This window comes from Variovorax sp. KBS0712 (genome assembly GCF_006323185.2).
GTDB classification, from domain to species: Bacteria; Pseudomonadota; Gammaproteobacteria; order Burkholderiales; family Burkholderiaceae_C; genus Variovorax; species Variovorax boronicumulans.
Genome location: NZ_VCCD02000001.1, coordinates 2297879 through 2319267 on the forward strand (window position 1 = coordinate 2297879; position 21389 = coordinate 2319267).

Annotated in this window: 20 protein-coding genes; 6 read left to right on the plus strand and 14 right to left on the minus strand. The window is 69.6% G+C overall.

Translation table 11 applies throughout. The annotated features are described in order from the left end of the window. The first annotated feature begins 84 nt into the window (after nt 1-84). Both FFI97_RS10575 and FFI97_RS10580 read left to right on the plus strand, forming a co-directional pair. The gene (locus tag FFI97_RS10575; RefSeq protein ID WP_139703883.1) at nt 85-1305 is read left to right on the plus strand and encodes a M20 aminoacylase family protein; all 1221 of its coding nucleotides are present in this window, start codon (nt 85-87) and stop codon (nt 1303-1305) included. A gap of 41 nt (nt 1306-1346) precedes the next feature. After that, nucleotides 1347-2342, plus strand: a complete 996-nt coding sequence (locus FFI97_RS10580) for a Bug family tripartite tricarboxylate transporter substrate binding protein (protein ID WP_139703881.1) — start codon at nt 1347-1349, stop codon at nt 2340-2342. 17 nt (nt 2343-2359) lie between these two features. Here FFI97_RS10580 and FFI97_RS10585 read toward each other — a convergent pair whose 3' ends face one another. After that, nucleotides 2360-2560, minus strand: coding sequence for a hypothetical protein (locus FFI97_RS10585; RefSeq protein ID WP_062474379.1), 201 nt, complete (start codon nt 2558-2560; stop codon nt 2360-2362). A gap of 155 nt (nt 2561-2715) precedes the next feature. Here FFI97_RS10585 and FFI97_RS10590 point away from each other — a divergent pair, with 155 nt between their 5' ends. Together FFI97_RS10590 and FFI97_RS10595 are read left to right on the plus strand one after the other, a co-directional pair. Next, nucleotides 2716-3006 (plus strand): hypothetical protein, encoded by a 291-nt coding sequence (locus FFI97_RS10590; protein WP_062474377.1) that lies wholly within the window; start codon nt 2716-2718, stop codon nt 3004-3006. A 114-nt stretch (nt 3007-3120) separates the two neighbouring features. After that, complete coding sequence (locus FFI97_RS10595) at nt 3121-4008, plus strand: amidohydrolase family protein (protein WP_260684955.1); 888 nt, start codon at nt 3121-3123, stop codon at nt 4006-4008. 21 nt (nt 4009-4029) lie between these two features. Here the strand turns inward: FFI97_RS10595 and FFI97_RS10600 are convergent, their stop codons facing one another. The 13 genes from FFI97_RS10600 to FFI97_RS10660 all read right to left on the minus strand — a co-directional run bounded on the left by FFI97_RS10600 (nt 4030) and on the right by FFI97_RS10660 (nt 19269). Beyond that, entirely contained in the window at nt 4030-4788 is a 759-nt protein-coding gene (locus FFI97_RS10600; protein ID WP_139703877.1) for a tRNA-uridine aminocarboxypropyltransferase, read from the minus strand. Between the two features lie 73 nt (nt 4789-4861). Further along, a complete protein-coding gene (locus FFI97_RS10605) occupies nt 4862-6223 on the minus strand; it encodes a hypothetical protein (protein ID WP_185993594.1) in 1362 nt (453 codons plus the stop codon). A gap of 240 nt (nt 6224-6463) precedes the next feature. Next, nucleotides 6464-7687, minus strand: coding sequence for a DUF1501 domain-containing protein (locus tag FFI97_RS10610; protein WP_139703873.1), 1224 nt, complete (start codon nt 7685-7687; stop codon nt 6464-6466). Between the two features lie 156 nt (nt 7688-7843). Beyond that, nucleotides 7844-9442 (minus strand): DUF1800 domain-containing protein, encoded by a 1599-nt coding sequence (locus FFI97_RS10615; RefSeq protein WP_260684956.1) that lies wholly within the window; start codon nt 9440-9442, stop codon nt 7844-7846. A gap of 124 nt (nt 9443-9566) precedes the next feature. Next, nucleotides 9567-10241, minus strand: coding sequence for a DsbA family oxidoreductase (locus FFI97_RS10620; RefSeq protein ID WP_062481278.1), 675 nt, complete (start codon nt 10239-10241; stop codon nt 9567-9569). 47 nt (nt 10242-10288) lie between these two features. Continuing rightward, complete coding sequence (locus tag FFI97_RS10625) at nt 10289-11710, minus strand: MFS transporter (protein WP_139703870.1); 1422 nt, start codon at nt 11708-11710, stop codon at nt 10289-10291. 49 nt (nt 11711-11759) lie between these two features. Next, nucleotides 11760-13661, minus strand: a complete 1902-nt coding sequence (locus FFI97_RS10630; protein ID WP_139703868.1) for a bifunctional sugar phosphate isomerase/epimerase/4-hydroxyphenylpyruvate dioxygenase family protein — start codon at nt 13659-13661, stop codon at nt 11760-11762. A gap of 141 nt (nt 13662-13802) precedes the next feature. Further along, complete coding sequence (locus FFI97_RS10635) at nt 13803-14579, minus strand: alpha/beta fold hydrolase (RefSeq protein WP_139703867.1); 777 nt, start codon at nt 14577-14579, stop codon at nt 13803-13805. Beyond that, nucleotides 14576-15817, minus strand: a complete 1242-nt coding sequence (locus FFI97_RS10640; RefSeq protein ID WP_139703866.1) for a multidrug effflux MFS transporter — start codon at nt 15815-15817, stop codon at nt 14576-14578. The genes FFI97_RS10635 and FFI97_RS10640 overlap by 4 nt, the downstream gene beginning before the upstream one ends. Continuing rightward, nucleotides 15814-16254, minus strand: coding sequence for a carboxymuconolactone decarboxylase family protein (locus FFI97_RS10645; protein WP_139703864.1), 441 nt, complete (start codon nt 16252-16254; stop codon nt 15814-15816). Before FFI97_RS10645 ends, FFI97_RS10640 begins: the two co-directional genes overlap by 4 nt. Then, nucleotides 16251-17465, minus strand: a complete 1215-nt coding sequence (gene pcaB, locus FFI97_RS10650) for a 3-carboxy-cis,cis-muconate cycloisomerase (RefSeq protein WP_139703862.1) — start codon at nt 17463-17465, stop codon at nt 16251-16253. Before pcaB ends, FFI97_RS10645 begins: the two co-directional genes overlap by 4 nt. A 16-nt stretch (nt 17466-17481) precedes the next feature. Next, complete coding sequence (locus FFI97_RS10655) at nt 17482-18315, minus strand: shikimate dehydrogenase family protein (protein ID WP_139703860.1); 834 nt, start codon at nt 18313-18315, stop codon at nt 17482-17484. Nucleotides 18316-18345: 30 nt separating this feature from the next. Then, on the minus strand, nt 18346-19269 hold the full coding sequence (locus FFI97_RS10660; protein WP_139703858.1) for a shikimate dehydrogenase family protein: 924 nt from the start codon (nt 19267-19269) through the stop codon (nt 18346-18348). Between the two features lie 199 nt (nt 19270-19468). On the opposite strand from FFI97_RS10660, the gene FFI97_RS10665 reads away from it, so the two are divergent. Continuing rightward, nucleotides 19469-20263, plus strand: a complete 795-nt coding sequence (locus FFI97_RS10665; protein WP_139703857.1) for an IclR family transcriptional regulator C-terminal domain-containing protein — start codon at nt 19469-19471, stop codon at nt 20261-20263. A gap of 74 nt (nt 20264-20337) precedes the next feature. Continuing rightward, nucleotides 20338-21345 carry a Bug family tripartite tricarboxylate transporter substrate binding protein gene (locus FFI97_RS10670; RefSeq protein WP_095947408.1) on the plus strand — a complete coding sequence of 336 codons (1008 nt, stop codon included), beginning with the start codon at nt 20338-20340 and terminating at the stop codon, nt 21343-21345. The last annotated feature ends 44 nt before the right edge of the window (nt 21346-21389 follow it).

Sequence of the window (21389 nt, forward strand, 5' to 3'; positions counted from 1 at the left end):
GCCCCCGCATGGCGGCGCCTGTCTGCCCCCGCAGGCAGCGAATTCCTAGACTCGCCGCAAGACAGCAAGGAGACAGATTCCCCCATGACGACCTACACCGTCGACAACGCCGCCGCCCTCGAGAGCGTGCTGCCCGCCGTGCGCGAGGTCGCGCCCGAGATGGTCGGCCTGCGCCACCGGATCCACGCCCACCCCGAGCTGGCCTACGAAGAGCACGTCACCAGCGAGCTGGTGGCCACGCGCCTGGCCGAGTGGGGCTACGAGGTGCACCGCGGCCTGGCCGGCACCGGTGTGGTCGCCACGCTGCAATGCGGCACGGGCACGCGGCGCCTGGGCCTGCGCGCCGACATGGACGCGCTGCCGATCCAGGAAACGACCGGCCTGCCCTACGCCAGCCAGGTGCCCGGCAAGATGCACGCCTGCGGCCACGACGGCCACACCAGCATCCTGCTGGCCGCCGCGCGTGTCATCGCGCAGGAGCGCAGCTTCGACGGCACGCTGCACCTGATCTTCCAGCCGGCCGAGGAAGGCCTGGGCGGCGGGCGCCGCATGGTGGAAGAAGGCCTGTTCGAGCGCTTTCCCTGCGACGCCATCTTCGCGCTGCACAACATGCCCGGCTTTCCGGCGGGCAAGTTCGGCTTCAAGGAAGGCTCGTTCATGGCCTCGTCCGACTCGGTCACGATCACGGTGACGGGGCGCGGCGGACACGGCTCGGCGCCGCACCTGTCGGCCGACCCGGTGGTGGCGGCGGCGCACATCGTCGTGGCGCTGCAGACCATCGTGTCGCGCAACGTCGACCCGCGCGAGATGGCGGTGGTGTCGGTGGGCGCGATCCACGGCGGCGACGCCCCCAACGTGATTGCCGACAGCGTGCAGATGCGCCTCACGGTGCGCGCCTACCGCCCCGAGATCCGCGCCATGCTGCGCGAGCGCATCACCGAACTGGCGCAGGCGCAGGCCGCCACGCTCGGCGTGAAGGCCGAGGTGGACTACCACTGGCGCTACCCCGCGCTGGTGAACGACGAGGAATCCACGCGCTTCGCACGGCAGGTCGCGCGCGACTGGCTGGGCGACGACGGCCTGCTGCCGCCGCTGGCGCCGCTCACGGGCAGCGAAGACTTCTCCTTCATGCTGGAGCGCTGCCCCGGCAGCTACCTGATCGTGGGCAACGGCGAAGGCGAGCACCACCGCACCGGCGGCTGCATGGTCCACAACCCTGGCTACGACTTCAACGACGCGATCCTGCCGATCGCGGCCAGCTACTGGGTGCAGCTGGTGCGGCACTTCCTCGCCGCGCAGGCCTGAGCGGGCCTTCTCCTTTCCCACTCTTTCGTACTGGAACCGCGATGACCCGTCTTGCTTCTTCTTCCGTTTCGCGCCGCGTGGTCTTGAGCGCGCTCGGCGCCGCCGCCTTCTGTGCCGCCGCCCCCGCGTTCGCGCAGGGTACCTACCCCGCCAAGCCCATCAAGCTGCTGGTCGGTTACGCGCCGGGCGGTTCGGTCGACATGGCCGCGCGCGTGGCGGCGGACATCCTGTCGGCCAAGCTCGGCGCGACGGTGGTGGTCGAGAACGTGACCGGCGCCGCGGGCGTGGTCGCCGCGCAGCGCGCGGTGAGCAGCCCGGCCGACGGCTACACGCTGCTGGCCGGTTCCAGCAACGAGATGGCGGCCACGGTGCTGGTGAACCCGGCGCAGCGCTACGACCCGGTGAAAGACCTGACCCCGGTCAGCCTGCTCGCCGTCGCGCCCGTGCTGCTGGTGGCGAGTCCGAAGGTGGGCGTGAAGAACCTCGACGAGTTCATCGCGCTGGCCAAGCGCAACCCCGGCAAGTACAGCTACGGCAGCTCGGGCGTGGGCTCGACGCTGCACTTCGTGGGCGAGCAGATCAAGCAGCGCGCGGGCCTGTTCCTCACGCACATTCCCTACCGCGGCACCGCGCCGCTCACGAGCGACCTGGTCGGCGGCACGCTCGACTTCGCGATCGTGTCACCCACCGCCGCGGCGCCCTTCCTGCAGGGCGGGCGGATCGTGCCGCTGGGCGTGTCGTCGGCCAAGCGCTTTCCCGGCCTGCCGCAGGTGCCGGCGCTCGGCGAGCATCCGCAGCTGAAGGGCTATGAGCTGAGCGGCTGGTTCGCGCTCGCGGGCCCGAAGGACCTGCCCGCGCCCATCGTGCAGAGCCTGCGCGCGGCGCTGCAGGCCGGCCTGGCCGACCCGGCGATCCGCCGACGCCTGGAAGAAGGCGGCTCCATTCCCGCCACGGGCAAGGAAGACCTCGGGCAGATCATGCGCGAGGACACGGCGAAGTACGCGACGCTGGTGAAGTTCGCGAACATGCGCGACTGAGGCCCCCCCGGCCCGTTTCAGCGCGGGGCGTCGCCGCCCTGCCGCTCCTCCACCCACCACTTCGCCTGCGCGGCATTCATCGCGCGCGCGTTGACAATCATTTCCTCGATCTGCGCACGCGTGGCCGGTGAATCGACCATCCACGCGGTCTGCACGGCATGCGCGGGCCCGCCTTCGGCAAGCCGGTATTCCAGACAAAAACGAACCTCATTGCTCATCGGTGATCGAACCCTCTCTTCGCCACCGATTCTGTCTGACTCAAGTGAAACAGAACGCTTCTTCGATGCGTCGCAGCCACAGGAAGCGATGGCGTTTTGAGGCCATTCGTTCACAATGATTGCACCGTTGTTGCAGCGGAAAGGAGTGTGAAATCATGTTCGACTTCTTGTTTCGGCCCACCCACACGGCCTATTTGAAACGTGCCTCGGCACTGCTCGAAGAGGCCCAGATGGCGCGCATCGAACACCAGGCTGCCGCAGAGCATCACAGCGCCCTCGCCCGCATGTACGCGGAACGTGCCCGGCGGCTCGAGAACGAGCTGTACCGGCAACCGCGCGCCGCGGAGCACGGCACCGAGGCAGTGGCGGTCGCGGTGGAAGACCGCCCGCAGCTGTACTCGCTGGATGGCAGCCGCAAGGCGACGACACATCCGGCCGGCAGCTGACGCCGGCCCGCGCGATCGCCTCGAGGTCGCGCCCGGCGACAAGGGCGCGGCTGTGCCGATGCGGTGATCCGGGGTGATGTAATCCGGCTCCCCGGCCCTCACCGCGAGAACCCCATGCGCTTCATTGCCCGCTTCGCCGCCTGCGCGGCCCTGGCCCTGTCCCAAGCCCACGGGCAAACCGCCGCGCCTTACGACGGCCCGCTGTTCGACACCCACCTGCACTACAACCAGGAAGCCTGGGACGGCACCGCCGGCCCCTTCCCGCCCACCGAGGCGCTCGCACGCATGCAGCGCAACCAGGTGAAGGCCATCATCGCCAACTCGCGGCCCAACGCCGGCACGCAGACCCTGGCCGCCGCGCGCGAGACCCGCGCCGCCGGCGTCACCGTGGTGCCCTTCGTGCGCCTGTACCGCAACCGCGACGACTACAACAACTGGTTCCGCGACGAAAGCATCCACGAGATGGTGCTGGCCGAACTGGCGCGCGGCACGGCCAGCGGCCCCTACCGCGGGCTCGGCGAATTCCACCTGTACGAGAGCGCCAACGCCAACGGCCCCGTCGCGAAGAAATTGATCGCGCTGGCCGAGGAGAAAAAACTCGCCGTGCTCGCGCACGTAGACGACGTGGCCGTCGACCTGCTGATGGCGAATGCGCCGTCGAAGGGCCGCACGCTGCGCCTCATCTGGGCCCACACCGGCATCGGCGGCACGCCGGTCGAGCGCGTGCAGGCGATGCTGGAGCGCTACCCGCTGCTGATGGGCGAACTCTCGTACCGCCCCGGCCTGACCTGCGAAGGCGGACGCCTGTGCCCCGAGTGGCGCGCGCTGATCCTCAAGCACCCCGATCGCTTCATGGTCGGCTCCGACACCTGGGTCAACCAGCGCTGGAGCGCCTACGACGAGATCATGCGCGGCTACCGCACCTGGCTGGGCGACCTGCCGCCCGCCGTGGCGCAGCGCATCGCCTGGGGCAACGCGGCGGCGCTGTTCGACCTGCGCTGAGGCCCACCCGCGCAGACGGTCTCAGGCGGCCTGATCGCGCCGCGCGGCCACCTCGCGCAGCCGCTGGTGCGCGGCGCCGTCCCACGCGACCGGCTGCTGGTTCTTCGCGCACAGGTAGTGGTGCGTGAACACGCCCAGGTAAGCGTCCAGCGTCTGCTGCGCAGCCTGCTCGCCCGCCAGGTCCATGCACATCGCCGCCACCTCGCTGGTGCAGAAATGGTCGTCGCGGCCGGAGTTGCGCAGCTTGTACTGCGTGATCTGCTCGGGCTGCAGGCTCAGCACCGGCAGCCGGTCGAGGTAGGGGCTGCGGCGAAACATCTTGCGGGCCTCGGCCCAGGTCGCGTCGAACAGGATGAAGAGCGGGCGTTTCGCGGCGCCGCCATCAGCCGGGTCAGGCGACGAAGGATCGACACCCAGCACCACGCGCTCGGGCGCCGCGTACTGCCCCGGGAACACCACGTAGGGCTGCCATTGCGGGTCGTCCAGCAGCGCCAGCAGCGCGGGATCGGTCTCGGTGCGGGCCCAGCCGAAGGCGAAGGTGTCGGCCACCACGTCGGCCACCAGCCACCCCGTGTTGGTGGGCTTGAGCGGCTCGATGTCGGCCATGAGCAGACACACCCCCGCGCGCGTGGCCACCGGAGGGCGCACGGCGCACATGCAGTGGCTGGGCACCAGGCGGCAGCCCGCACAGCGCTCGCGCTTGAAACCGCCACGGGCAAGAAAAGGCTTGGCGCTGCGCGCCAGGCGCGCGGCGCGAAGGAGGGAGACGGCGTGAGGCATGCACCGATTCTCGGTGGCGTGGCCGTCGCATGACGGCCCCTGCCCTCACCGACACTGACGCGATGCCTCGGGATCAGGGCGTGCGAACCGGCGTGACCTTGCGGATCAGGTTGTTGAAGGTGTCGGCCACGTACAGATTGCCAGCGGCATCCACCGTCACCCCATAAGGCTGCTTGAACGTGGCTGCCGTGCCGATGCCGTTCTGCGCGCCCAGCACACCAGGCTGGCCGGCGATCGTGGAGACCACGCCCGCCGGCGTGATCTTGCGCAGCAGGCTGTTGCCCGTGTCGGCCACGTAGATGATGCCGTCGCTGTCCACCGTCAGGCCGCTCGGCTGGTGGAAAGATGCCGAGTTGCCGGCCCCGTCGGCCGCCCCGGCCTGGCCCGAACCCGCCAGCGTCGTGACCACGCCACCGGGCGTGATCTTGCGGATGCGGTTGTTGCCGCCATCGGCAACGTAGACGGTCCCGCCCGCGTCGACCGCGATGCCATAGGCCATATTGAAAGACGCCGCGCTCCCGGTGCCGTCGGCGAAACCCAGCGCACCCGAACCGGCCAGCGTGGTGACATCGCCAGCAGGCGTGATTTTGCGAATGACGGCGCCGAAGAGTTCGGTCACGTAGAGGTTGCCGGCGGCATCTGTAGCGACCGACGCAGGTGCATTGAACGTGGCGGAAGTGCCATGACCATCGAGCGAACTGCTGTTGCCGTTCCCGGCGAACGTGGTCACGTCAGCTGCCGGCGTGATCTTGCGGATGCGGTTGCCGTTGAATTCCGTTGCATAGGCATTGCCCGCAGCATCCAGCACAAGACCGGCCAGCCCCGCGAACGATGCGGCCGTGCCGTTGCCATCCCCCGAGCCACCACCGGCACCGCCGCCCGCAAAGATCGAGACATCGCCGGCAGGCGAGATCTTTCGCACGAGATTGGTTCCTACGTCGGACACGAGCAGGCCGCCACTCTTGCCGACGACCACGCTGTACGGGAGGTAGAACGATGCGGCGGTCCCGTTGCCATCGACCGAGCCGGTGGTACCCGATCCGGCGAACGTGGACACTTGCGCCTGCACCGCCGAGCACGCGACCGCCACGTCGCCGACGTCGGCCGCCGCCTTGCCGCTGCCCTTGCTGACGGTGCAGAACTGCCACAGCGGCTGGGTGCGTACGCTGACCTCGTAGGCCGCACCTTCGACGAGCGCGGCGGTGAAGGTGAACTTGCCATCGGCCGTGAGCTTCAGGTCGTCGCCCGCATTGTTCTGGAGCACCAGGCTGCCGGTGAGGCCAGTGACGGTGCCGCCGACCGTGTGGGTCACGACCACGGGAGGCGCCGGCTCGGGCTGCGGCTGTGCCGGCGCGACGATCGGCAGGAACCCCGCGCCACCGCCGCCTCCCCCACCACCGCCACAGGCCGCCAGCAGCACGATCACACCGGCCATGGCGCTGCAGCGCCCGTAAGAACTCACTCGCTTGGAAAGCATCCGACGCCTTTTTGGAGAAACCCGCTCTCCGGCTGGAGCGCCCAATTGTTTCTGAATGTCTATTTTTGTAATTGCCGTGCGCCGGGACCATCCCCGAAAACAAGTAAATGCGGCGACGCTTGTCCGTGCAGCCACGCGGTAGCGGGGACGAACGACGCGTCCGGAAAAGATCGGGAATGAGGGTTGCCCTCAGGGCCGTCAGACCAGCCGCAGGTCCTTCGTCGTCGCACCGCCGAACACCCGCGCCACCTGCGCCGTCGACAGCCCGTACATCCGCTGGAACAACCCGCCCAGCACCGCCCGGTACTCGTTGAGCACCGCGTGGTCGCGGTTCTGGAACAGCGTGGCCTGCGTCAGCGGCTGCTGCTCACCCACGACGCGCCCGCCCGCCTGTGCGGCCAGGCCGCCGCCGAGCACCCAATACACGGTGCCGTGCCCGTGGTCGGTGCCGCGGTTGCCGTTCTCGCGGAAGGTGCGGCCGAACTCGCTGACGACGACCACCACGGTCTGGCGCCAGGCGGGCTCGCCCATCTCCTGCGCGAAGCCGGCCACGCCGCGGCCCAGTTCTTCGAAACGGTTGGCCAGGTAGCCCTTGGCCGCGCCCTGCCCCACGTGGGTGTCCCAGCCGCCGACGTCGACAAAGCCGATGTCGTAGCGCTCGCGCATCAAGAGCGCCATGCGCCGCGCGACCTGCTCGAAGCCCTTGGGGCTCATGGCGTTGCGGCTGGCGGCGTCCATCTCGGCCTGCATGGCGCGCACCACCTCGTCGCGCACCTGGAAGCCCTCGGCCACGGGCTGCGCGAGCGCGGTGTTGCGGTACATGGACGCGATGATCTGGCTCTGCCGCGCATCGAGGGCCTGCCGCGCCACGCCCGCGAGCGCCATGTTGGCGGCCTTGGCGTCGTCGCCGCGCAGCACGATGGGCAGCTGGTCGGTGAAGGCGATGGGCGACACGTCGGCCAGCGGCCCGGCGCCGAGCACGCCGGCCAGCCGGTTGAGAAAGCCCGAGCGGTAGTCGCGCCGCGCGTTGTCGGGCGCCACGCCGAGCTCGATGGCGTCCTGCGTCTCGAAGTGGCTGCGCGTGAGGTCGTCGGTGCCGGCGAAGGCGATGAAGGCCGCCTGCTTGCGCTGGTACAGCGGTAGCACGCTTTGCGCGAGCGCGGGGTGCAGGCCCCAGTCGCCGCCGTCCAGCGGCAACGCGCCGTCTGGCGTGCCGGGGCGGGGGATGGCGATGTTGGGCCGCGAGGCGTAATAAAAATCGCTGTTCGCGGTGGGCACCAGCAGGCTGGTGCTGTCGTAGGCGCCGCGCAGGAACACGACGAGCAGCCTGGTGCCCTCGGCCGCGGGTGCGGCAATCACGCGCGCGGCGGCGCCGACGAAAGGCGCGGCGGCCAGGAGTTGCAGCAGGTGTCGGCGTTGCATCGCAGGTGTCCTTTCTTCTTGCCTTGCCCCTTCCCCTTCCGGGGAAGGTTGGGATGGGGGCTCGGCGGCGCTGGCATTCATCGCTGCGCTTCATCGAACGCCGCCGGCCCCCCCCCTGCCCTCCCCCCAGCGGGGGAGGGAGAAAAACCAAAACCATCAACGCCGCATCAGCTCGGGCGATGCGAGCAGGAAGGTGTTCCACTCCGGCGGGTTCTTCGCCTGCGCAAGCGCCTGCTGCGTGTCGGCGCTCAGGCCGGGCTGCAGCGCATGCACGGCGCGCGACTCGGCCAGCGGCGGAAACGGCGGCTTCTCGAGCGGGGCCTTGTCGTCGGTGCGGAACAGCACGGCGCCGCCGGTGCCGATGGCGCGCGCGATTTCGAAGCGGGTGTTCATCTGCCCTGCGCTGGCCCAGGCGGCCTCGTTGAGCGGGTAGCCGTCGGGCGTCTCGTGGGCGTACAGGGTCTCGCCCATGCGGTTGATCCAGCCGATCATCGGCGTGGTGTTGAGCACCACGCGCTCGTCGTCGTAGGCCAGCCGCACGCCCGCCACCACGTAGTGCACGGGGTCGCGGAACTTGCGGCCCAGCGAGGCCGCGAACTCGCGCGACTCGAACAGCGTCTGCAAGGTGGCGGCAATGTCGCCGTCGCTGCGCGTGAAGGTGGCGGCCATGCGCTCGACCAGCGCGGGCGGCGGCTCGTCGGCCACGAAGTACACGGCGAGCTTGCGCGAGATGAAGCGCGCGGTGGCCGGCGCGCGCGCCAGGCGGTCGAGCGCCTCGTCGGTCTCGGCCAGGCCGCGCGCCTGGATGGGCTGGCCCAGGAAGGTCTTCGGGCCGTAGTCGTGCCGGTTCGGGTGGAACTCGAACAGGCCCTGGCGCACGTAGTCGGCGCGCACGGCCGGGCGCACCGCGGGCGGCGCCGCGTCGGGCGGCTGCACGCTGACGCCCACGCCGGTCAGCACGCGCGCCAGCTCCTGCACGTCGGCCTGCGTGTAGCCGCCGCCCACGCCCAGCGTGTGCAGCTCCATGAGCTCGCGTGCGTAGTTCTCGTTGATGCGGTTGGCGGCGTTCTGCGCGTTGTCGAGGTAGCGCAGCATGGCCGGGTGCCGCGCGGTGGCACCCAGCAGGTCGCGGAACTTGCCGAGCGCGTGCGGGCGGATGGCGTTCTCTTCGTAGTCGCCGACCATCGCGCGCACCAGGTCCTTGCGGATGCTGACGCTGAAGTGGTTCATCCAGAACCAGGTCATCTGCTCCTGCAGCTGGTTGGGCGAGTACAACGCGCGCAGCAGGAAGCGCTGCTGCGCCTCGCGCGCGAGGGTGTTGAGTTCCTGCTGGTAGGCCGTGCGCGCGGCCTTCTTCGCTTCTTCGTCGGGCAAGGCATCGGCGGCCTTGCGCCGGGCGTCGAGCGCGAAGACGAGCTGGTCGAGCGGCGTGCGCGAGATGGCCATGGCGTCGATCTGCGCCTGCGCCGCCGCGGGCAGCGGACGCGGCGCGGGACGCAGCTGGCGGCCCATCCAGCGCGGCAGGCCGTCGCGCGCCAGTTCGGCCTGGCTGCCGGCGTTGGCGCCCCAGCTCACACGATCGAGCCAGCGCAATTGCGCGGCGGGCGTGTCGGCGGCATGGCCCAGTGCCGTGAGCGGCGGGCCCTCGGGGCGCAGCAGGCCGGTGGAACAAGCGGTGAGCGCCAGCACGGCGGCCAGCGTCACGGCGATCGCACGCGAACGGTGCAGCTTCGGAAACGGCATGCGGTCGATCATGCGCCCTTCAACCGCCTCGCGATGTAGGCGGTTGACCGACCTCGCCGCGCGCTCAGGTAAAGCTGAAGGTCAGCTTCGTTTCAGGACGAAACGGCAGGGCCGCAGCCCTGCGCCCCCCGCCTCATCAGGCCGTGGCGGTACGGCTGGGCTCCGCGCCCGCAATCTGACGCAGCGCGCGCTCGAACACCTCGACCGGCTGGCCGCCGGAGATCAGGTGCTGGTCGTTGATGATGATCGCGGGCACCGAATGGATGCCGGCGTCGGTGTACAGGCGCTCGCGCTCGCGGGTTTCCTGCGCGAACTCGTCGCCGGCCAGGATCTCGCGGGCCCGCGCCGCGTCCAGCCCCGCTTCGGTCGCCGCGCGCACCAGCACCTCGATGTCCGAAGGGTTCTGGCTGTCGGTGAAGTAGGCCTTGAGCAGCAGCTTCTTGAGCGCCACCTGCTTGGCCGGGTCTTCCAGTTCGGCCCAGTGCAGCAGGCGGTGGGCGTTGAAGGTGTTGTACACGCGGGGCCGGCCCCCGGCGCTGAACTCGAAGCCAACGGCCGCGCCGCGCTGGCGGATCGCCTCGCGGGCCTGGGCCTGCTGCTCGCGCGAGGAACCGTACTTCTGGTTCAGGTGCTCGAAGGTGTCCTGACCTTCAGGCGGCATCTGCGGATTCAGCTCGAAGGGCTGGAAATGCAGCTCGGCCGTGACCTCCGGCGCCACCCGTTTCAGGGCGGCCTCGAGCGAGCCGAGGCCCACGGCGCACCAGGGGCAGGACACATCGGAAACGAAATCGATCTTGAGATGGGCGGTCATGGCGCCATTCTTCATGGCGCCACAACCCCTTTGTGCGCGCGGGGTTTTCAGGCCATGGCCTTGCGGCGTTCGCGCTCCGTGCGGGCGCTGGCCAGCGTTTCTTCGCGCAGCCGGTCGTACTCGGCCTTGTCGACCGGCACGGCGTTCGGGTTGCCCAGGTCGTGCATGTGGACGCGGTAGGTCTCGCGGGCACTCATGGCGGCCAGCGCGGCCAGCACGGTCACGGCGAAGGTGATCGCACCCACGGTGAACCAGATGTTGGTCGAGCCCGGAGGCGCCACGGCGGCGAATAGCGCGGGCAGCAGCGCGGTGAAGGTGGTGCCGATGTTCTGCGAGATGGCCATGGCCGACACGCGGTTGCGGGTGCGGAACAGCTCCGGGTAGAAGCTCGGGAAGGTCGCGTTGTAGCCCTGGTACACGATGCCCCACATCAAGAGCGACATGCAGATGGCCAGCGGCACGTTCTTGATGCTGATGGCGTACAGGTACACGAACGACAGCAGGCCCGACGCCAGCGCACCCACGATGATCGGCGGCTTGCGGCCGATGCGGTCCGACAGGTTGCCCACGAACGGGATCACCAGCACGGCCAGGATGTTGCCCAGCACGGGAATCCACAGGTACACGTCTTTCTGGAAGCCGATGCCGTAGGCGGCCTGCACTGCGTAGGCCGCGCCGAACACGGTGGCGACCACGGGAATCACGTTCATCAGCGCCATGCAGATCACGCGCAGCATGTCGCCCCAGCTGTCGGTCAGCGCCTGGACGATCGGCGCCTTGGCCACTTCGCCCTTCTTGTCGACTTCGGCGAAGGCCGGCGTCTCGTCGACCTCGCGGCGGATGATGTAGCCGGCCACGATCACGATGAAGCTCAGCAGGAAAGGAATGCGCCAGCCCCACGAGTTGAAGGACTCTTCAGGCATGTAGTGCGCCAGCGGCAGGAACACGGCGGCCGCCAGGATCTGGCCGGCCTGCACGCCCTGCAAGGTGAAGCTCGCGAAGAAGCCGCGACGCCCGAACGGTGCGTGCTCCAAAATCATCGAGCTCGCGCCCGAGATCTCGCCGGCCACCGCGAAGCCTTGCACCAGGCGCAGGAACACCAGCAGCGCCGGGGCCAGCAGGCCGACCTGGTCGTAGGTCGGCAGCAAGCCCACGGCCACGGTCGAGAAGCCCATCAGGAACATGCACAGCACCAGCACCTGCTTGCGCCCGTGCGTGTCGCCCCAGTGACCGAGCACGAAGGCGCCGATGGGGCGCGCCACATAGCCCACGCCGTAGGTCGCGAGCGACGCGATGATGGCCGTGGTCGGGTCGCCCTTGGGAAAGAAGATCTGCGGAAAGATCAGCGCCGCGGCGGTGGCGTAGATGAAGAAGTCGTAGTACTCCAGCGCCGAGCCGATCCAGCCGCTGGCGGCGGCTTTCCTCGACTGGTGCTTGCCTTGCGGCTCTTTGGCGGATGGGTGGGCCATGGGTTGTCTCCAGTGGTGTGACGAAGGTGTCGGATGCGAGGGGAAAAAATCAGTCTTTTTGTTGGGGCTGCTGCGCCTGCGACGCCATGCGCGCGGGTGCGTTGAGCGCGCCATAGGCGTCGTAGCCGCCCACGCGCTGCGCGACCTCGAAGAAGAGGCCGCCGTCGAAACTCTCGGTGTAGATGTGCAGGTAGTCGCCGGCCGCCGAGTGGTCGAACAGCACGCCGGCTTCGCGCATGCGCGCCAGCAGCTCGGGCGCCACGTCGATGCGCGTGGCCAGGTCGTCGTAGTAGTTGTCCGAGATCGGCACGAAGCGCGTGCCGTTGGCGCGCAGCCGGGCCACGGTGTCGAAGATGTCGTCGCAGTCGAGCGCGATGTGGTGCACGGCGCCACCGCCGGTCACGCTCAGCGTGCGCGCGGTGCGCGTGCGCTGGCTCAGCGACACGTTCAGCACCAGGCGCAGGCTGCGGTCGGCATTGGCCACGCCGCGGCTGCGGATCAGGCCGAAGGGGTCGGCCAGCTCCAGGCTCTCGCCGGGCTCCAGGCCGAGCACGGCGCGCGTGAACAGCACCCAGGTGTCGAGCTGGTCGAGCGCCAGGCCCAGGGCGACGTGGTCGATGCGCGTGAGGCCGGCATCGTGCGCGTCGGGCCCCGCGTCTTCGAGGATGAAGTCGGTCTCGTACAGCCCGTTGGCACCCAGCGCCTCGGGCACGAAATGGATCAGGTTGCCGCCCGGCGCCACGATGGCCGGCACGCGCAACTCGTTCGGCCCCACCGGGCTGTCGTGGCGCTGCGAGCGCATGGCGCTGGCGCGGCCCACGGCGGCGATCGGGTCGGCGCAGCGCACGCCCAGCGCGCAGACCGAGGTGCCGTGCGCCTCGAAACGGCGGCGCGCAAACGAGTCCGGCTGCGCGTTGACGATGAAGTGGATGCCGCCCTGGCGGTACAGCGTGACGGCCTTGGAACGGTGGCGCCCCACCCGGCGAAAGCCCAGCTGCCCGAGCAGCGCACCGAGCGTGACGGCCGAGGCCTCGTCGGCCGCGAACTCGATGAACGACAGACCCGAAAGCGCCGGCGCGGGTGGCGGGTTGAACAGCTCCACGCGCTGCGGCTGCACGGGTGCATTCCCGTTGGCGAGCCGCTCGCGCGTTTCGCTTTCGAGGTACAGCAGCGAGCGCATCGCATCGACGGCGGTGCGGCGGTTCGGCGTCTCGCGGAAGATGTCGTTGAAGATCTCCAGCGACAGCGGCCCGGTGTAGCCCGCGCGCAGCACCTGTTCGAAGAAGCCGACCACGTCGAAATCGCCCTGCCCCGGGAACGAGCGGTGATGGCGCGCCCACTGCAGCACGTCCATCGACAGGAGCGGCGCATCGGCCATCTGCACGAAGAAGATCTTCTCGCCCGGAATCGCGGCGATGCCCGCCGGATCGTCCTTCAGCGACAGCGTGTGGAAGCTGTCGAGGATCAGGCCGAGGTGCGGGTGGTCGGCGCGCTGCACGATCTCCCAGGCCTGGGCGTAGCGCGAGGTGTGGCGGCCCCAGGCCAGCGCCTCGAAGCCCACGCGCAGGTTGCGGCGCGCGGCGCGTTCGGCCAGTTCGTGCAGCTGGGCGGCGGCACGCGCCGGATCGTTCACCGACAGCGGCGAGGTGTTGGAGCAGCACAGCACCAGCGGCGCGCCCATGGCTTCCATGAGGTCGAACTTGCGTTCGGCGCGCTCCAGGCTGCGGTGGAACTGCGCCTCGGGCATGCCTTCGAAGTCGCGGAAGGGCTGGTACAGGTCGATAGCCAGGCCCAGGTCGGCCACGATGCGGCGCAGCTCGGCGGCGGTGCCGCGGAAGTTGACGAAATCGGCTTCGAACAGCTCGATGCCGTCGAAGCCCGCGGCCGCAATGGCTTCGAGCTTCTGGCGGAGGGTGCCGCTGAGCGAGACGGTGGCAATGGCGCGGTGCATGGGGATGGACTGTAGAAAGAGCCCGGGCGCGCCACAACGCAAATCAGCCCCATCTGATCGATGATCGCACGTCACCGATCATCATTCGCACGAAATAGGGGTTACACCTAGCCCGCGCGGGGGTGCGGGCCGGGCGTTTTTTCAGAGGCTGCGCCAGTAATCGATCAGCATCTGCGCGAACTCGACCGGACGTTCCACCGCGCTCAGGTGCGCGGCGTCGATGGTCGCCAGCCGCGCGCCCGGAATCTGCGCCACCATGGCCTCGGACATGGCCATCGGCGTGGCCTCGTCCTGCAGCCCGCCGATCACCAGCGTGGGCGTGGCGATGCGGCGGTTGCTGTCGCGAAAGTCGATGGCGGCCACGGCGTTGCAGCTCTCGATGTAGCCCTGCGCATCGGTGCGCACCAGCGTGTCGTGCAAGGTGCGCGCGGCCACCGCGCCCTCGGGCGTGGCGGCGTAGGCCGGCGTGAGCCAGCGCGCCACGGCGCCCGGCGCGATGGCGGCCACGCCCTTGGCGGCCACGGTTTCCGCGCGCAGGCGCCACGGGGCTTGGTCGGGGTAGTGCGCGGCCGAATTGGCGATCACCACGGTCTTGAGCTGCGCGGCGTGCCGCACCGCCAGCGCCTGCGCGGTCATGCCGCCCATCGACAGGCCCACGAAGTGCACGGGCTCACCGCCCGTCTCGCGCGCGATCAGCTCGGACGCGTCCTGCGCCAGCGTTTCCACGCGCAGCACGCCGGGCACCACCTCGGAGCCGCCATGGTTGCGGTGGTCGTAGCGGATCACCGTGTGCGCGCGCGCAAGCTGCGCGGCCACGCCGTCCCACATGTGCAGGTCGCAGCCGAGCGCATGGCTGAGCACGACGAAGGGGCCGTCGCCTTCGCGCACGACATTCAGGCGGGGGGTGGAAGTGGTCATGGGGTGGAGTCCTTCTTTGGGGAGGATGACGGAACAGGTTGAGAGAGACGCGGCAGCCACAGGAACGCGATGGCCAGCAGCACGGTGCCGGCCATCAGCATCGGCACGACCATCGGCCAGGCGCCGTACGAAAAGCGCGTGTCGACGAACAGCGCGGCGACCTGCCCTACGCAGAACGCGACCATCATCATGCCGAAACCGGACCACGACACGGCCCGCCCCGCCAGGTGCGGCAGGTCGCCCACGGCGCCGGCCTGCCCGCAGGGCTGGTGGATGCCGTGGCCGAGGCAGTACACGGCGTGGCCCGCCAGCAACGGCACCGCGCTGTGCGGCATCAGCCAGCAGCCCAGCGCCTGGATCACGGCGCCGGTGATGCTCAGCACCGCGCCCAGGCGCACCGTGCGCATAGGCCCGAAGCGGCGCAGCAGGCTGCGGCACATCGTGGTGCTGAAGATGTAGACCAGCGAGCCGCCGGCCGGAATCCAGCCATACCACGCGGGCGACCAGCCGAGGTAGCCGATGTAGACCATCGGCGAAAGCAGCAGGAAGCAGAACAGCCCGCCGTAGGTGGCCGCCGCCACCGAGGCCCAGGCGCGGAAGGCGCGGCTCGCGAACACGGCGCGCGTGCTGCCGCGCGGCGCGGACGATTCGCCTCCGGCCAGCGGCTTGCGCGTTTCGCCGAAGGAGCGCCAGCACAGCGCGAACAGCGCCAGTGAATAGACCGCCATCGCGACCATCACCCAGCGCCAGCCTGCGCCCTGCACCAACCAGGCGCCCAGCAGCGGTGCCACCAGCCCGACCATGCCCAGCCCCGTGAGGCCCCGTGCCATGACGTGCGGGCCCTCGTGCGCCGGATACAGGTCGCGCACCGCGGCGCGTGAGCACACGAGAATCGCCGCCATCGAAAAACCCTGCAGCGTGCGCCAGCCCGCGAGCACCGCCACGCTGCCCGCAAAGGCACCGCCGAAAGCCGCGACCACATAACAGGCCAGCCCCGCCAGCAGCACCGGCCGACGCCCGAAGCGGTCGGCCAGCGGGCCGCACAGCAGCTGCGCAAAGCCGAAGGCCAGCACGAACAGCGTGAGGCTGGTGCTGGCCGAGCCCAGCTCCTTCGCGATGGCGGGGAGCGCAGGCAGATAGCTGTCGGTGGCCACCGGTTGCGCGGCCAGCAGCAGCGGCAGCAGCAAGGTGAAACTGACGTCGAACCGGCCCTTCTTCGGGGCGACCGGCGCGTTCACTGCGCCGCGGACGGAGCAGCGGGTGCTGCGGGCAGCAGGCCCTTCTCGCGCAGGATGTTCGTCGCGATGCCGAAGGCGTGGTTGGCCACCGGCACGCCGCAGTAGATCGCGGCCATCATGATCACTTCCTTGATCTCGTCGGGCGTGAGGCGCGACTCGGACGGGCCGTCGAGCGCGGCGCGCACGTGCATGGCGAATTCTTCGTAGGCATGGATGCCCAGCATCATCGACAGCACCATGAAGCGGCGCGTCTTGTCGCCCAGCGCGGGGCGGCCCCAGATGTCGTTCCACGCGTGGCGCGTGATGAGCTCCTGGAACTCGGCGTTGAAGCCGTTGCGGTTGGCGAGCGACTTGTCGACCCACGCGTCGCCGAGCACGCGGCGGCGGTTGACGAGCCCGTCTTCGTAGGGGTTGCTCGGGGTGTCGGGGGCGGTCATGGCGAGAGTTCCTTGTCGGATGAGAGTTGGGCTTGCAGGGCTTTCACCTGCGCCAGTGCGGTCTGGCCGGCGTTCACGGCCAGCGCCGGGTCGAACCATTCGTCCGCTGCGTCGCGCGGCAGTTCGGCACGCAGCCGGTCGATGTTGGCGCGCATGCGCGCGGCGTCCACCTGCAGGCCGGGCAAGGCGCCGGCCATGGCGCGCACGCTGCCGTGCGCCGACATCAACAGCTGCGGCCATTCGGCCAGCTCGGCCTGCCAGGCGCCGAGCGCGCGTTCGTGCTGCTGCGGCATGGCGCCGAGCAAGGCCGCCACGCGCTGCGGCGCGCGGTGCGCGGCGGCGATGGCGACCATCGAGGCCACGGGGTTGCGCTTGTGCGGCATCGCCGACGAGCCGCCGCGCCCGGGTTCGCTGGGCTCGGCGACCTCGGCCACTTCGTACTGGCCGAGCAGCGAGATGTCGACCGCGACCTTGCCCAGGCTGCCCGTGAGCAGGCCGAGCTCGCAGCCGAGCGCGACCCATTCGTCGCGCTGCGTGTGCCATGTGGCGCCGGGGTCGCCCAGGCCGAGTTCCTTGGCCATGCGCTGGCGCACCGCGGCGCCCTGCCCCTTCATCTGCGCCAGCGTGCCGACGGCGCCGCCGAGCTGCAGCTGCAGCGCGTGCTTCGCGGCGGCGCGCAGGCGGGTGCGGCTGCGCACCAGCGGCGCAGCCCAGCCGGCGCACTTGAAGCCGAAGCTGGTGACCGAGGCCGGCTGCATCAGCGTGCGCGCGAGCATCGGCGTGTCGGCGTGCTGCACCGCCAGGCGCAGCAGCGCGTCGGCGGCCTTGGCGAGGTCGCTCTCGACGAGCGCGACCGCTTCGCGCGTGACCAGCGCCATCGCGCTGTCGATCACGTCCTGGCTGGTGCTGCCGAAGTGCACGAAGGGCGCGGCCTCGGCATTGAACAGGCCCACGGCCTCGCGCAGCGCCTTCACCAGCGGGATGGCGACGCTGCCGGCGCGTCCGCTCTCGCGCACGATCTTGGCCACGTCGAACAGCTCGACCTTGCAGCTGCCGACGATCGAATGCGCGGCGCTTTCGGGAATCAGCCCTTCGGCCGCCTGCGCGCGCGCGAGCGCGGCCTCGAAGCGCAGCATGGCGTCGACGAAGGCGCGGTCGCTGAAGGCGCCCAGCGTCTCGGAGGTGGAAAGGAAGCCTTCAAAAATGCTCATGCGTGTTCCGGTGTTTTCAGTATTTCAATTGCGCGACGGCGCGCAGCTCTTCAGGTGAGGCGGTGCCGAAGCCGAAGAACTCGAGGTAGGCCGGGATCATCTCGAACAGCATGTCGGTGCCGACCTGCACCTGGCAGCCCTTGGCCTTTGCGGCCTGCAGCAGCGGCGTGTATTCGGTCTTCATGACGACCTCGCCGACGAAGGTCTCGGGCGCGATGCGGTCCACGTCGAAGGGCAGCGGGTCGCTGTCCTTCATGCCCAGCGGCGTGGCGTTGACGACGATGTCGAAGCCGGCCGGGTCCTTCGAGCCGGTGGCGACCTTCATCTGCGGATAGTGTTCGCGCAACCGCGCGGCCAGCGCCTGTGCCGAGGCATCGCTCATGTCGAACAGCATCAGCTCGGCCGCACCGGCCGCCGCGATCGACGCCGCAATGGCCGACCCGACGCCGCCCGTGCCCGACACCAGCACTCGCGTGCCCTTGAACAGGCGCCCCTTGCGCTCCACGCCGCGCACGAAGCCCGCGCCGTCGAACTGGTCGCCCAGCAGGCTGCCGTCGGGCCGCTTGAGCACCGCGTTGCAGGCGCCCGCGACGCGCGCGGTGGGCGTGACTTCGTCGACCAGCGACATCGTCGTGACCTTGTGCGGCATCGTGACCAACGCGCCGCGCAGGTTCGAGAACTTGAAGATCTGCGCGAGCGACACCGCGTAGTCCTCGGGCTTCACGCCCATGGGCACGACGACCGCGTCGATGCCCTGCTTGTCGAACCAGGGGTTGTAGATCATCGGCGCCTTGAAGGCTTCGGTGGGGTAGCCGATGTGGGCGATGAGCGTGGTCTTGCCGGAGATCATGGGAGTCGTCTTGTTCAGGAAGGTACGGGGTCAGGCCACGCTCGGGGATTGGTAGCGCAGGGGCATTGCGATCTCGGCGTGCATCGCCGGCGGATAGATGAGCTCGCGCAAAAAGTCGGCGTCGGCCTGCATCGCATCGGCCGCGTCGATGTGGCCGAAGTAGCGGAAGTAGTGCGGCATCTGCTGCACCAGCATCTCGAAGCCGGCCTGCGCGTTGAGCCCCCGCGCCCGCGCCGCGCGCACCAGCGGCGTGGGCTGGTTGCGCAGCAGGATGTCGAACAGCGCCGCGTGCGGTTCCATGCGTGCCACGTCCAGCGGCAGCACGTCGTCTTCGGCCAGGCCCAGCGGCGTGGCGTTGATGACGAGGTCGTAGCCCTCGGGCGCGTTGCTGTCCACGGCAACCACGGTCGCGTCGAAAAAAGCGTCGAGCTTGGCGGCCACGCCCGCGGCCTTGCCGGAGGCGGTGTCGAAGAAGGCGATGTGCTCGGCGCCGTTCACCGTGCCGCCTTCGGCCAGCGCCACGCCAATGGCGGCGGCGCTCACGCCCGCGCCGAGGATCAGCACGCGCTTGCCGCGGAACGGCACGTTGCAGCGGTCGAGCGCGCCGATCAAGCCCTCGCCGTCGAACAGGTCGCCCTCGAGCTGATCGCCCTCGGTGCGGCGCACCACGTTGACCGAGCCGGCCACGCGGCCGAACAGGCCGCAGCCGTCGAGCAGGTCGACCACGCGCGGCTTGTGCGGCGGCGCGATCACCATGCCGCGCACGTTGCGCGCCAGGAAGGCCGACTTCATGAACACCGCGAAATCGCGCACCGGCACCTGCATGGGCACCAGCACCGCGTCGATGCCATAGCGCGCGAAGGCCGCGTTGAACATGCGCGGCAGCCGCACGTTGCGGACCGGGTCGCCGGGGATGAGGTAGGCCTGGGTGCTGCCGGTGATGAATGGGCTCATGGGCGTGCTTCCGTTCGTCAATCGCTCGTTTCGGGGCGGAACAGCGGGCTTTATAGTCCCTTCACGAGCGATGTGCTGGCTCATGAGCAACTAAACGTTCGATGATCGATCTTTGCAGTTCGTCAATCGATCAAATTGAGGGTTTTTACTTAGCCATTCGAGCCCCGTCGCCGTGCCGGACGCGGGCACACTTCCGCCCATGACCCCCACCAGCCCCGACGACTCGACGCCGCCCGCCGGCCTGGACAAGCGCGACTGGATCGCCGGGCTGGAGCGCGGCGTGAGCATCATCGAAGCCTTCGACGACGCCAACCCGCGCCTCACCGCCAGCCAGGCCGGCCAGCGCACGAACATGACCCGCACCGCCGCGCGGCGCTACCTGCTCACGCTGCAGCACATGGGCTACGTGGCGAGCGACGGCAAGCTGTTCTGGCTCACGCCGCGCGTGCTGCGCCTGGGACAGTCGTACCTCGAATCGGCTCGGCTGCCGCGCGTGGTGCAACCTTTTCTGCAGCGTGTGGCGGCGGGCACCAACGAGATCGCCTACCTCAGCGTGATGGACGGCGACGAGGTGGTCTACATCGCGCGCAACGGCCCCAACCGCAGCATGAGCACCGGATACGTGCTCGGCGCGCGCGTGCCGGCGCAGGTCACGGCCTCGGGCATGCTGATGCTGGCGCTGCGCAGCGACGCCGAGCTGAACGACTGGCTGGCCACGCGCCAGCTCACGGTGTTCACCTCGCACACCATCGCGAGCATGGAGCGCATGAAGCTCGAACTGGCGCGCATCCGCGCCCAGGGCTGGGCGCTGTCGGAGCAGCAGCTCGACCTGAACTCGCGCGGCATCGCCGTGCCGCTGCGCGACCGCCACGGCACGCTGGTGGGCGCGCTCAACATCACGATGCCGATGGGGCACGAGAGTTCGGAAGACGCGGTGGCCCGCGTGCTGCCGGTGCTGCGCGAGACGGCGCAGGCGATGCGCAACCTGATCTGAGGCACTGACAGCATTCCGACAGCATCCGCCCGGCAGGATGCGGGCTTCCATCCAAAAAACACTGGAGACAAGCCATGTCCGACCGCTTCCCCACCGACGTTCCCCTGAGCCGCCGCCACTGGCTGCAAGCCGGCGGCGCCCTCACCCTCGGCGGCCTGCTGCCTTCGATGGCTTCGGCGCAAGATGCCTGGCCCAGCAAATCGATCCGCTTCGTCGTGCCCTTCGCGCCGGGCGGCAGCTCGGAGATCGTGGCGCGCTCCACCGCCGCCGAACTGTCGCGCACGCTGGGCCAGAGCGTGTTCGTGGACAACAAGCCCGGCGCGGCCGGCAACATCGCCATGAGCGAAGTCGCGCGCGCCACCGACCAGCACACGCTGATCCTCGGCCACATCGGCACGCTGGCCGTGAACCCCTACATCTTCGCCAAGCTGCCCTACGACGCGAACAAGGACTTCAAGCCCGTGAGCCTGCTGGCCAAGGTGCCCAGCCTGTACGTGGTGCACCCCGACGTGCCGGCGAAGAACCTCAAGGAATTCATCGCCTATGCCAAGAGCAAGCCCGGCAAGCTCAGCTACGGCTCGGCCGGCAACGGCAGCGCCGGCCACCTGGCCTTCGAGTACCTGAAGATGACGGCCGAAGTCTTCATGCTGCACGTGCCCTACCGCGGCACCGGCCCGATGGTGACCGACCTGCTCTCGGGCCGGCTCGACGCCTCGGCCATCGGCGCGGCGGCGATCATTCCGTTCATCAAGGCCGGCAAGGTGCGCTGCATCGCGACCGGCTCGGCCAAGCGCCTGGCGCAGCTGCCAGACGTGCCGACCGTGGCCGAGCAAGGCTTCCCCGGCTTCGAGATGACGCAGTGGTACGGCATGCTCGCGCCGGCCAGCATCACGCCCGCGCAGATGGCCAAGCTGTCGGCCGAAACGATGAAGGCCGTGAAGTCGCCCGACTCGATGCAGCGGCTCACCGCCGATGCGGCCGAGGCCGTGGGCGGCACGCCGGAGCAGTTCGCGCAGTTCATCACCGCCGAACAGAACCGCTGGCAAAAGGTCATCGCCCGGGCAAACATCAAGCCTGATTGATTGGCACTCCCCCAGGCTTCGCGCACTTCGTGTCGCTACGCCAA